Origin of the sequence: Streptomyces lushanensis (assembly GCF_001700515.1) — a bacterium.
Taxonomy (GTDB): Bacteria; Actinomycetota; Actinomycetes; order Streptomycetales; family Streptomycetaceae; genus Streptomyces; species Streptomyces lushanensis.
This window is the reverse complement of record NZ_MAUD01000004.1, coordinates 1-12,875: the sequence shown is the minus strand read 5'-3', so window position 1 is coordinate 12,875 and position 12,875 is coordinate 1. Positions and strand designations below refer to the sequence as shown.

7 protein-coding genes and 1 pseudogene are annotated in these 12,875 nt (G+C 71.3%); 4 read left to right on the top strand and 4 right to left on the bottom strand.

Annotated elements, in window-relative coordinates:
- The coding region (locus BFF77_RS37690) for an alpha/beta fold hydrolase (protein ID WP_141698319.1) at nt 1-1,250 on the top strand (1,250 nt) is incomplete at its 5' end.
- A gap of 123 nt (nt 1,251-1,373) precedes the next feature.
- Complete coding sequence (locus BFF77_RS00060; RefSeq protein ID WP_066942431.1) at nt 1,374-2,558, top strand: cytochrome P450; 1,185 nt, start codon at nt 1,374-1,376, stop codon at nt 2,556-2,558.
- Between the two features lie 110 nt (nt 2,559-2,668).
- On the opposite strand, the gene BFF77_RS00055 is transcribed toward BFF77_RS00060, so the two are convergent.
- The 4 genes from BFF77_RS00055 to BFF77_RS00040 form a co-directional block, all read right to left on the bottom strand.
- The gene (locus BFF77_RS00055) at nt 2,669-2,863 is read right to left on the bottom strand and encodes a ferredoxin (protein ID WP_211280116.1); all 195 of its coding nucleotides are present in this window, start codon (nt 2,861-2,863) and stop codon (nt 2,669-2,671) included.
- Between the two features lie 2 nt (nt 2,864-2,865).
- Entirely contained in the window at nt 2,866-4,056 is a 1,191-nt protein-coding gene (locus tag BFF77_RS00050; RefSeq protein ID WP_066942427.1) for a cytochrome P450, read from the bottom strand.
- 109 nt (nt 4,057-4,165) lie between these two features.
- Nucleotides 4,166-5,224 (bottom strand): DegT/DnrJ/EryC1/StrS family aminotransferase, encoded by a 1,059-nt coding sequence (locus BFF77_RS00045; protein ID WP_066942425.1) that lies wholly within the window; start codon nt 5,222-5,224, stop codon nt 4,166-4,168.
- A gap of 12 nt (nt 5,225-5,236) precedes the next feature.
- Entirely contained in the window at nt 5,237-6,625 is a 1,389-nt protein-coding gene (locus BFF77_RS00040) for a glycosyltransferase (protein ID WP_066942423.1), read from the bottom strand.
- Nucleotides 6,626-6,899: 274 nt separating this feature from the next.
- Between BFF77_RS00040 and BFF77_RS00035 the strand changes: the two are divergent.
- Together BFF77_RS00035 and BFF77_RS00030 are read left to right on the top strand one after the other, a co-directional pair.
- A pseudogene (locus BFF77_RS00035) lies at nt 6,900-11,087 on the top strand (type I polyketide synthase); the annotation flags it as partial.
- 45 nt (nt 11,088-11,132) lie between these two features.
- Nucleotides 11,133-12,875 (top strand): type I polyketide synthase (locus BFF77_RS00030; RefSeq protein ID WP_211280115.1); only part of this gene is annotated, 1,743 nt, incomplete at its 3' end.

Here is a 12,875-nt window from a genome sequence, read left to right as displayed (position 1 = left end):
CCGGCGACCGGTCGCCGGTCACCCTGCGGGAGCGGCTGCGCCGGCTCGGAGCGGCGGAGCGGGAGAGCCTGCTGATCGAGCTGGTGACCGGCTACACCGCGGCCCTGCTCGGTCACCGCGACGCGCGCGACGTCGACGCCGAACGCGGCTTCCTGGAACTGGGCTTCGACTCACTGGTCTCCGTCGGACTGCGCAACCAGCTCGCCGAGGCGCTCGGACTGCGGCTGCCGAGCTCGGTGGTCTTCGACAACGAGACCCCCGTCGAACTCGCCCGGTGGCTGCACGGCGAGATCGCCGCGCGACTCGCCCCGGGCTCGGGCTCGGGCATCGGTACGGGCGCGCTCGACGCCGACGGGGGCGGCCCGTCCGCCGTCGCGCGGCCGGCCCACCACGGCGACGAGACGCTGGAGGGCCTCTTCCACCGGGCGGTCCAGGGCGGAAAGCTCGTCGAGGCGATGCGGATGCTGGTCGCGGTCGCCAAGACCCGGCCGACCTTCGAGACGCCCGCCGATCTGGAGGAGCTGTCCGTCCCCGTCACCCTGGCCGAGGGCCCGAGCGGCCCCCGGCTGGTCTTCGTCAGCGCGCCGGGCGCCACCGGAGGTGTCCACCAGTACGCGCGTATCGCCGCCCACTTCCGTGGCGGGCGCCATGTCTGCGCGCTGCCGCTCATGGGATTCGCGCCCGGTGAACCGCTGCCCGCCACCAGTGAGGCCGCGGCGCGCGTGGTGGCGGAGAGCGCCCTGCACGCCAGCGACGGCGAGCCCTTCGTCCTGGCCGGCCACTCGACGGGCGGTTCGCTCGCCTATCTCGCCGCCGGTGTGCTGGAGGAGACCTGGGGGATCAAGCCCGAGGCCGTCGTCCTGCTGGACACCGCGAGCATCCGCTACCGCGCGGGCGAGGGCAACGACCTGGACAGGACCACCCAGTACTACCTGGCCGACATCGACTCGCCGTCGGTCACGCTGAACAGCGCCAGGCTCTCCGCGATGGCCCACTGGTTCATGGCGATGACCGACATCGAGACGGTGCCCACCACCGCCCCGACCCTGCTGGTCCGGTGCACCCGCTCGTTCGACGGCTTCCTCTTCGACACCACGTCGGTGCCGGCGGACGAGATCCGGGACATCGACGCCAACCATCTCTCCCTCGCCAAGGAGCACTCCGCGCTGACCGCGCGGACGATCGAGGAGTGGCTCGGCACGCTCCCGGCCACGGAGACCCGGCCGCGCGTCCGCCCGGCCGTGTCGTAGCGGGAAGGCGCCGGGGCGGCCGTACCGTCGTACATCGGCGGGGGCCGCCCCGGACCCGTGCCCGCCCCGAAGGGGAGCGGGCACGGCGAGTACACCGGCACCCACCCTCCCGAGGAGATTCCCATGACCGCGTTCCCCGAACTGCCCTCGCTCCAGGCCGGGCAGCCGTCCGTCCTGCGGCTGAGCCCGCTGCTGCGCGACCTCCAGACCAGCGCCCCGGTCCACAGGGTGCGTACTCCCGCCGGCGACGAGGGCTGGCTGGTGACCCGGCACGCCGAGCTGAAGGAACTGCTCCGCGACGAGCGGCTGGGGCGCGCCCACCCGACGCCCGCCTCCGCGCCGCGCTATGTGCGCAATCCGTTCCTGGACATGCTCGTCTCGGACGACTTCGAGCTGGCGCGGAAGCTGCACACCGAGACCCGCGCGCTGCTCACGCCCAGCTTCTCCGCCCGGCGTGTGCTCGATCTGATGCCGAAGGTCGAGGCCGTCGCGGAGGGCGTGCTGGACGGTTTCCTGGCCCAGGGACCGCCCGCCGATCTGCACGGCGGATTCTCGCTGCCGTTCTCCTTGGCCGTCCTGTGTGAACTCATCGGTGTGCCCGCCGAGGACCGCGGCCTGCTGGTCGCCCTGCTCTCGCGGATGGGCGGACTCGACGATCCCGGCGGTGTCCAGGACGGACAGCAGGACCTCTTCGGCTATCTGGTGGAGCTGGCGGGCCGCAAACGGGCCGAGCCCGGTGACGACGTGATCTCCCGGCTCTGCGCGAGCGAGCCCTCGGACGAGCGCATCGGTCCCGTTGCGGCCGGAGTGCTGTTCGCCGGTCTTGAGGCCGTCGCCGGCCATGTCGACCTGGGAATCGTGCTGTTCACCCTCCACCCCGACCAGCGGGACGCGGCGCTCGGCGATCCCCGGCTGATGGCGGGCGCGGTGGAGGAGATCCTCCGTTCGGCCAAAGCCGGCGGATCGGTTCTGCCGCGCTACGCGGGCGAGGACGTCGAGATCGGCGGTGTGACCATACGCGCCGGTGATCTGGTGCTGCTGGACTTCACCCTGTCCAACTTCGACCGTCAGGTCTTCGACGAGCCGGAACTGTTCGACATCACCCGCTCGCCCAATCCGCATCTGACGTTCGGCCACGGGATGTGGCACTGCGTCGGCGCGCCGCTGGCCCGTATGCAGCTCAGGACGGCGTACACCCTCCTCTTCACCCGTCTGCCCGGACTGCGTCTCGCGCTACCGGTGGAGCGGCTCCAGGTGCTGGGCGGCCGGCTCTCCGCCGGTCTCACCGAACTGCCGGTCACCTGGTAGCCAGGCCCGGTCCGGGGAGAGTCCGCGGCCCGGGACCCGGCCGCGGACGAACGGGCTCCGCACCCGACGCCGTCGGATGCGGAGCCCGTCGCGTGCCCGGACGGCCGCGCTCAGCCCTCCCGTACCGTGATCGCCTGCGACGGGCAGACGATGCCCGCCTGCCGCGCCGCGTCCCGCGCCGGCTCGTCCGCCGGCTCCGCCAGCACCATGACGATGCCGTGGTCGTCCTGGTCGAAGACATCGGGAGCCGACAGCACACACTGTCCGGCTCCCACACAGCGTTCGGTGTCCACGCTGACGCGCACCATCATTCCTCCGTCGATGACCAGCGGACGGGCAGCTCGTGCAGCCCGAACAGCACTCCGTCGTACTTGAGCCGCAGCTCCTCCACCGGCACCGCCAGCTCCAGCGTGGGGATCCGCGCGAACAGCGTCCGGTAGGCGATGTCCATCTCGACCCGGACCAGGTTCTGGCCGAGGCACTGGTGCACTCCGTACCCGAACGCCACATGCGAGCGTGCCGAGCGCCCGGGATCGAACTCGTCGGGGCGCTCGAAGACGGTCCCGTCGTGGTTGGCCGCGGCGACCAGCGGCACGATGCCCTCGCCCGCCGAGATGAGCTGCCCGCCGATCTCCACGTCCTCGACGGCCACCCGGAAGGCCACCAGATCGGCCACCGAGTAATAGCGCAGCAGCTCCTCCACCGCGCGCTCGTCGCCGATCCACCGCGGATTGCTCAGCAGGGTGACCACACCGAGGCCGATGTTGTTCGCCGTCGTCTCATGGCCCGCGATCAGCAGCAGCATCGAGACGCCGGTCAGCTCCTGCCGGGAGATGGTGCCGTCGGCCAGCAGCCGGCTGATCAGATCGTCGCCGGGGCGCCGCTGTTTGACGGTGATCAGCCGGTTGAGGTAGCGCATCAGCGCCTTGGTCGCCGACTCCCGCTGCTCGTCCGTGGAGGTGAGCGTGACCAGGACCCGGGTCCTGGTCTCGAAGAAGTCCCGGTCCGCGTGCGGCACTCCGAGCAGGTCGGAGATGACCAGCGACGGTACGGACAGCGCGAAGTCCGCGATCAGATCGGCCGTGTCGCCCGCCGTGAGCAGCGCGTCGATCCGCTCGTCCACGATCCGCTGGACGGCGGGCCGCATCTCCCTGATCCGGCGCACGGTGAACTCGGGGATCAGGGTCCTGCGGAACCGGCCGTGCTCCGGCGGGTCCAGCGCCACGAACCAGCCGGGCACCTGGTCCTGCGAGGGCACCCCACCGGTCTTCGCCGCCCTCGGGAAGCCCGGATGCGAGGGATTGGAGCTGATCCTCGGATCGGTCAGCACGGTCCGTACGTCCTCGTGCCGGGTCACCAGCCAGACCGGGACCCCGCTGGGCAGCGTCGAGCGGACCAGACCGTCCGCGTTCCTGAAGTCCGCGTACTCCCGCGGTGGGAAGGGCCGGCCGGGCCGCCGCAGCGGAAAGGCGACCGGGCACCTGTCGGTGGTCGTCATGTCTGGGATTCCCCCGGGGATCGGAACGTCCGGAGCCGTGGCGTCCGGTGTCGTACGGAGAGGGGCGCCGCCGCGCCCCGCGCGGGCAGTTCCGGCACCGGCGCGGTACTCACGCGGCGCCGTAGAACTTGCGGATCCTGCCGGTGATGAACTCCTGGTCCTCCGCCGTCAGTCCCGTGTGGGTGGGCAGATAGAAGCCGTCCTCGCTGAACCGGCTGGCGTTCAACGACGGCCAGTCGGCGTCGTAGTAGCCCGGCTGCCGGCTCATCGGTTTGAAGAACACACGTGTCTCGACGCCCTCGGCCGCGAGGAAGTCCCGCAGCTCCTCACGGCGTTCGGCGCGCAGGTCGTACATCCACAGCACATCGCGCGCCGGCATCGTGGTGATCCCGTCGATGCCCCGCAGGCCCTCGTCGTAGCGCCGCTCGATCTCGCGGCGGGCCGCCAGGATCGTGTCGAGCTGCTCGGTCTGCGCCAGCGCCACCGCGGCCTGCATGCTGGTCATCCGGAAGTTGTAGGCCAGCTTCTTGTGCAGGAAGCTGTGGTCCCTGGTGAAGGCCATCGCGCGCAGATGGGCCATCTGCTCGGCGAGGCGGGCGTCGTCGGTCAGACACACACCGCCCTCACCGGCGGTGATGATCTTGTTGGCGAAGAGCGAGAAGCAGGCGATGTCCCCGGCCGGGCGTACACCGTGCGCCTCGGCGGAGTCCTCCACCACCCGCAGGTTGTACTCATGGGCGATGTCCATGATCCGGTCCATGTCGCACCGGCGCCCGTAGATGTGCACCGGAAGAATCACCTTGGTCCGCCCGGTGATCTTCTCCTCGATCAGCGAGACATCGATGTTGAGATCGTCCCCGCAGTCCACGAAGACGGGCGTCGCGCCCGTGTAGGTCACCGCCCACGCGCTCGCGATCATCGTGAACTCGGGGACGATCACCTCGTCGCCGGGCCCCACGCCGAGCGCGCGCAGCGCCAGCGTGAGCGCCGTCGTCCCCGAGGAACAGGCGACTCCGTGCGCCACGCCGTTGTACCGGGCGAACTCCTCCTCGAACCGGCGAACGTACGGTCCCTGCGACGAGATCCAGCCGTCGCTGACGGCCTCCGTCACATAGTCGAGTTCCCGCCCGCCGAGCCAGGGCCTGGAAACCGGATGGGTGAATGACATGGGAAACCCCGATCAGTGGGTGGCGAGTGCCGGCAGGCCGAGCAGCAGATCCGCCGCGGCGCGCCGGCCGCCGGCCGCGCGCAGAAGCTCTCCGAAGTGCTCCGCGCGCTCGCGGAACGAGTCGTCGTCCAGCACGCGGGTGAGTTTGCCGAAGACATCGTCCGGATCGACGGTCTCCGGACGGTCGAGCGTGAGACTGACACCGAAGTCCTGGCCGCGGACCGCCTGGTCGTCGCAGTCCACCCACAACGGCCGCACCACCAGCGGCTTGCCGAAGTACAGACCCTCGTGGTAGCCGTTGCCGCCGGCATGGGTGAAGAACACCTTGACGCTCGGATGGGCCAGGACGTCGAGCTGCGAGAGAACCCAGCTCTCGATCCGCAGATTGTCCGGCAGTGTCTCCGGCGCGGGCAGCAACTCCTGCTGCTCCTCGGGGAGTTTCCACAGCACGGAGTGGCGCCCGGCCAGTCGCCTGGTGACCTCCACCAGCGCGCCGACCTGCTCCCGTGTCAGCCGGGTGATCGTACCGAACCCCATGTACACCACGGAGTCCCGCGCGGACAGCCAGCCGGAGAGACCGCCGTCGTCCGGAGCCTGCGGCAGCGGCGGCACCATCGCGCCGACCAGCCGCACCTTCTCCGGCACGGGGAAGGGATAGTCCAGCTCCGGCACCGAGTAGCAGAGCACCATCTCGGCGTGGTCGATCCTGGCCATCATCTGGCGTGCCTCTGGTGCGATTCCCAGCTCCGCGCGGATCCGGTTGTCCTCCTCGACCACCTTGCGCATCGAGGAGGTCATGAACATCCCCAGCGTGCGCAGCCTGAAGAGCTGATTGGCGATCCGCTGGGTGAGGCTCATCTCCAGCGGCAGACCCGAGTGCGGCACCGGGAAGCCGCGCGGTGTGTACGACCTGGCGAACGGCACGTGCGAGGTGAGCACATTGCTGGGCACGAACGGCACCCCCAGCACGAACGGGATCCTCTTGGTGATGGCCAGCTCATGACCGAACTGGCACATGCTCTCGATCACCATCAGCGCCGGCTTCACCTCGTCGACCAACGCCTCCAGCCGCCGGTACTTCTCCACCCGTGACTCCGGCGCGAACGAGTGCTTGATGACCGCGCGATGCGCCTTGAACCGCGAGCGCTGCGTGACCTCACGGTAGGTCCTGTCGTCCCAGGTGACGGCGGACATCCGGGAGACGACCTCGCCGAGTGACGCGAACTCCACGGCGGTTCCCGCTTTGGCCGCCGCGATGTCGTCACGCGCTTTCTCGTCGGCCGCGAACCACAGGTCCTCCACCCCGCGCCGCGACAATTCCTCGGCCAGCACGAGCAGTGGATTGAGAAGACCGCTTTCGGCATAGCTGACAAACAGGATCGGCCGCCGAATCGAGCCCATGGACAACACCCTTCGGAAGTGGCGCTCCGATGGCTCGGCGCCACATGTACCCACTCGGCCGGTCGCCGGGTGGCCGCGCCGCGCGATCGGGCGGGACAGTTACTTGGTCTCACGCCAGGCTCCGGGGAATCCCTAGTCTTCCGCCGCGGGGCCCGGAATTCCTTAGGGAAAAGTACAGCGCCGCCGACCGTACGATCCGGCACGGAGAGTGTCCGAGGCCCGACTTTCCCTGGGGGTGTGCGACGTCATGACGATCGGAGCCGACATCGGAACCGACGAGGACCCGGTCGTGGTCGTCGGGATGGCATGCCGTTATCCGGGCGGAATCCGTTCCCCGGAAGAACTGTGGGAGCTGGTCCTGGAAGGCCGTGACGCCATCTCCGGTTTCCCGGCGGACCGCGGCTGGGACCTGGAGACACTGGCCGGCGAGGGACCGGGCCGCAGTGTGACCCGCGAGGGCGGATTCCTTTACGAGGCTGCCGACTTCGACGCCGGATTCTTCGGAATGTCACCACGCGAGGCGGTCTCCACCGATCCGCAGCAGCGGCTGGTGCTGGAGGTGTCCTGGGAGGCGGTGGAGCGGGCCGGGATCGACCCGTACGCACTGCGCGGCAGCCGTACCGGCGTGTTCGTCGGCACCAACGGCCAGGACTACGCGACCGTCACCCAGCGGTCCGCGGAGGATCTGGCGGGCCACTCCATGACCGGGCTGTCGCCGAGCGTCGCCTCGGGCCGGCTCGCCTACACCCTCGGTCTCGAAGGCCCCGCCGTCACCGTCGACACCGCGTCCTCCTCCTCACTGGTGGCCCTGCACTTCGCCGCCCGTTCGCTGCGCGCCGGGGAGTGCGCGATGGCACTGGCCGGCGGAGTGACCGTGATGTCCACCCCGGCCGGCTTCGTCGGCCACTCCCGCCAGGGCGGACTGGCCCCGGACGGCCGGTGCAAGGTGTTCTCCGACGACGCGGACGGCACCGCCTGGGCCGAGGGCGTCGGCATCGTCGTACTGGAACGGCTCTCGGACGCCCGCCGCGCCGGGCACGAGATCCTGGCGGTGCTGCGCGGCAGCGCGGTCAACCAGGACGGCGCCTCCAACGGACTGACCTCGCCCAGCGGCCCGGCCCAGGAGCGGGTGATCCGCCAGGCACTCGCCGACGCCGGACTCGCGCCGGACGAGGTCGACGCGGTCGAGGCGCACGGCACCGGTACGAAGCTCGGCGATCCCATCGAGGCGCACGCGCTGCTCGCCGCCTACGGCCGGGACCGTGATCCCGCGCGCCCGCTGCGGCTGGGCTCGCTCAAGTCGAACATCGGGCACGCACAGGCGGCGGCCGGTGTCGCGGGCGTCATCAAGATGATCATGGCGATGCGGCACGGGCTGCTGCCGAAGACACTCCATGCCGGCCGGCGCACCTCACAGGTGGACTGGTCGGGCGGAGTGGAACTGCTGACCGAGGCGGCGCCCTGGCCCGAGGGCGGCCGTCCCCGGCGCGCGGGCGTGTCGTCCTTCGGGATCAGCGGCACCAACGCCCATCTGATCGTGGAACAGGCCCCGGAGCCGGTCCCGGCCACCCATCCTGCCTCTGACCCGTACGGCGTTCCGCCCGAGGTGACGCCCGCAGTGGTGCCCGCCGTGGTGCCCTGGCTCGTCTCGGCCAGGACCGAGGCAGCCCTGGACGACCAGCTCGGGCGCCTGACGGACTTCGTGGCCGCACGCCCCGGGCTCGGCCCCGTGGACGTCGGCTACTCGCTGGCGACCGGCAGGGCGGCGCTGCGCCATCGCGCGGTGCTGCTCATGGACGGGAGGACAAGGCGCGACAGGCAGGACCGGCGGAGCGTCACCCGAACGGTCCGCGGAGCGGCCGGAGAAGGCACCACGGCGGTGCTCTTCCCGGGCCAGGGCAGCCAGCGCGTCGGCATGGGACACGGACTGTACGAGCGCTTCCCGGTCTTCGCCGCCGCGCTCGACACAGTGCTGAGCGAACTGGACCCGCATGTCGACGGCCCGCTGCGCGCCGTCATGTGGGGCGAGGACCCGGAGCCGCTGAACCGTACCCGCTGGACCCAGCCCGCGCTCTTCGCCGTCGAAGTGGCCCTCCACCGGCTGATGGAGTCGCTGGGTCTGCGTCCCGCCGTCGTCGGCGGCCACTCGATCGGCGAGATCACGGCGGCCCATGTGGCGGGCGTGTTCTCCCTCGCCGACGCCTGCCGGCTGGTCGCGGCGCGCGCCAGGCTGATGGACGCGCTGCCGGCCGGTGGCGCGATGGTCGCCGTACAGGCCGGGGAGGACGAGATCCTCCCGCTGCTCGCCGGGCGCGAGGACCGGGTCTCCGTCGCCGCCGTCAACGGACCCGAGTCGGTGGTGATCGCGGGGGAGGAGCGTACGGTCCAGGAGATCGCCGCGCGCTTCACGGCCCGCGAGCGCAGGACGAAGCGGCTGCCGGTCTCGCACGCCTTCCACTCCCCGCTGATGGAACCGATGCTCGCGGAGTTCCGCTCCGTCGTGGAGTCACTGACCTTCCACCCGCCCACCGTGCCGGTGATGTCGAACCTCACCGGAGAGCCGGCCACCGGCCAGCTCTGCACACCCGAGTACTGGGTACGGCATGTCCGCCGGCCCGTCCGGTTCGCCGACGGCGTGCGGGCACTGCGCGCCCAGAACGTGGACGTCCTGCTGGAACTGGGCCCCGGCGGTGTGCTCTCCGCGATGGCCCAGGACACCCTGGGCGAGGCCGCCGGGGAGCTGACCGTCCTCCCGGCCCTGAGGAAGGACCGCACGGAGGAGGCCGCGCTCGTCGCCACACTGGGCCAGTTGCACACGGCCGGTGTCCGGCTCGACTGGCACGCCTTCTTCGCGGGCACCGGCGCCCGCAGGGTCGATCTGCCGACCTGCGCCTTCCAGCACGAGCGCTACTGGCCTGCCCCGCCGCCGGCCGGCGCGACGGGTACCGGCGGCGTCGGCACCACCGGGCATCCGCTGCTGGGCGGCACGCTCGAACTCGCCGGCGGCGAGGGCCTGGTGTTCACCGGCACGCTCTCCGTCCGTAGCCATCCCTGGCTCGCCCAGCACGCGATCGCCGGGCGGATCCCGCTGCCGGGAACGGCCTTCGTGGAGCTCGCGATCCGCGCGGGCGACGAGGCCGGCTGCGACCGGATCCAGGAACTGACGCTGACGCAACCGCTCGTACTGCCCGAGCACGGCGCGGTACGGCTGCAAATACGGCTCTCCCGGGCCGACGGGATCGGCTGGCGCACCGTCACGGTCCACTCCCGGCCCGAGGGCGCCGCCCACCGGAGCTGGACCGAACACGCGACCGGCGTTCTGACACCGCGCGGGCACGGAGCCGAACCCGAGCCGGAGGCCGGCGGCGGACGGACCGGCCAGGACCCCTGGCCGCCGCGGGGCGCGGAGCCCGTCGACCTCGGCGACCACTACGAGCGGCTCGCCGACCACGGCTTCGACTACGGCCCCTCCTTCCAGGGACTGCGCGCCCTGTGGCGGCTCGGCGACGAGCGGTACGCGGAGGTCGCCCTGCCCGCCGAGGTGGCCGACGCCGAGGCGTACGGACTCCATCCCGCCCTGCTGGACGCGGCCCGCCACGCCGCCATGGCCCACGGCGAAGGCAGCCTGCCGGTCCGCTGGCGGGACGTGGTCCTGCACGCCTTCGGAGCCGCCGCGCTGCGGATCCGGCTCTCGCCGGGGTTGGACGGCACGCTCGCACTGCGGGCCGACGACCTGTCGGGAGCCCCGGTGCTCACGGTCGGGGAACTGCGCGTACGGCCGCTCTCGCCACGGGAGACGGCCGCCGCGCCACAACGGAGCCGGCAGACCCCCGACCGGTCGCGGACACCGGCGCCCGCCACGAGGACCGTCCGGCCGCAGGCCGCCAGGCCGCCTGCCGTCGCCGACGGCGAAGGCGGGGGATCCACGCTGGTCAGGAAGCTGGAGGAGATGCCCGAGGCCCAGCGGGCCCGGTATCTGCTCGAACTCGTCAGGACCGAGGCCGCGGCCGTGCTCGGCCACAGCACCCCGGACGCGGTCGGCTCCCACCATGTCTTCAAGGAGATGGGCTTCGACTCACTGGCCGGCGTGGAACTCTGCGACCGGCTCGGCGCGCTCACCGGCCGGCGCTTCCCGAGCACGCTCGTCTTCAACTTCCCGACGCCCGTACGGGTCGCCGACCATCTCGCGGCGGCTCTCACCATGCCCGCCACCGCGCCCGTAGACGCCATGACGGGTTCGGCGGACGACGAACTCACCCGATTCGAGTCCGTCATCCGAACGGTGCCGGCGGACGGTTTCGAACGCCAGGTGATCGCGGATCGCCTGGAGAGAATCATCTCCGCGCTGCGGCGGTCCACGCCCTTCCCCTCCCCGGACACGGGTGCGCCGGGCGAGGACATCGAGACGGTGTCGGTCGACAGGCTGCTCGACATCATCGATGAAGAGTTCGAAACCACATAGAGAAATCGCTGCTTTCGTTCGCGACCCGATGATGAGGACGGACCGGTGCCAGAAGACCAGCAGGACAAAGTAGTCGACTACTTGAGGCGGGTCACCTCCGATCTCCGCCGCGCGCGTCAGCGCATAGGAGAGCTGGAACTCACCAAGAACGAGCCCATCGCCCTGGTGGGAATGGGCTGCCGCCTTCCCGGCGGTGTCCGTTCCCCGGAGGCACTGTGGGATCTCGTCGAATCCGGTGGCGACGCCATATCGGGATTTCCCGGCGACCGCGGCTGGGATCTGGAGCGGCTCACCGGTGACGGAGAGGGAAGCAGCGCGACCCACGACGGCGGATTCCTTTACGAGGCGGCGGAATTCGACGCCGGATTCTTCGGAATCTCACCGCGCGAGGCACTGGCCATGGATCCGCAGCAGCGCCTGCTGCTGGAGGTGGCCTGGGAGGCGCTGGAGCGGGCCGGGATCGCCCCGACCTCGCTGCGTGGCAGCCAGTCCGGAGTCTTCGTGGGCGCCTACCACTGGGGGCAGCCGTCGGCCGCCTCGGCCGGCGAACTCCAGGGACACGCGCTGACCGGTACCGCCGCCAGCGTGCTGTCGGGACGGCTCGCCTACACCCTCGGTCTCGAAGGCCCGGCCATCACCGTCGACACGGCGTGTTCGTCCTCCCTGGTCGCCCTGCACGTGGCGGCCCAGTCGCTGCGCAGCGGGGAGTCCTCACTCGCGCTCATCGGCGGTGTCACGGTACTGACGGAGCCCTCCGTCTTCGTGGAGTTCAGCAAGCAGGGCGGCCTCGCGCCCGACGGCCGGTGCAAGGCGTTCTCCGACGACGCCGACGGCACGGGCTGGGGCGAGGGCGTCGGCGTACTCGTCGCGGAGCGGCTCTCCGACGCCCGGCGCCATGGGCACCGGGTGCTCGCGGTGCTGCGCGGCAGCGCGGTCAACCAGGACGGCGCGTCCAACGGGCTCACCGCGCCCAACGGCCCTTCGCAGGAGCGGGTGGTCCGCCAGGTCCTCGCCACGGCCGGTCTGTCGGCGTCGGACGTGGACGCGGTGGAGGCGCACGGTACGGGGACACGGTTGGGTGATCCGATCGAGGCCCAGGCGCTGCTCGCGACGTACGGTCAGGGCCGTGATCCGGAGCGTCCGCTGTGGCTGGGTTCGCTCAAGTCGAACATCGGGCACACGCAGGCAGCCGCGGGTGTGGCCGGTGTGATCAAGATGGTGATGGCGCTGCGCAAGGGTGTGCTGCCGCGGACGTTGCACGTGGAGTCCCCGTCGTCGCATGTGGACTGGTCCTCGGGTGCGGTGCGGTTGTTGTCGGAGGCGCAGGAGTGGCCGGGGACGGGTCGTCCGCGGCGGTGTGCGGTGTCGTCGTTCGGTATCAGCGGCACCAACGCCCATGCCGTACTGGAGCAGGCCCCGGTCGAGGAGGGCGCCGAGGAGGCGCCCGAGCGGGACACCGCGGCTCCGGGCACGGTGTCCGGCGCGCTGCCCTGGGTGGTGTCCGGGCGCGGCGAACCGGCCGTACGGGAGCAGGCGCGGGCCCTTGTCGCACGGCTGGAGACGGCCACGCCGAGGCCGCGGCCGGCCGACGTCGGATTCTCGCTCGTCACGACCCGCGCGCTCTTCGAGAACCGTGCCGTCATGGTCGGCACGGATCATCGCGAACTCCTCACGGCGGCGGGCGCGTTGGGCGCCGGACACTCCTCTGCCGAACTGGTCGAGGGCGTGGCGGATGTGGAGGGGCGGACGGTGTTCGTCTTTCCGGGTCAGGGTTCGCAGTGGGTGGGG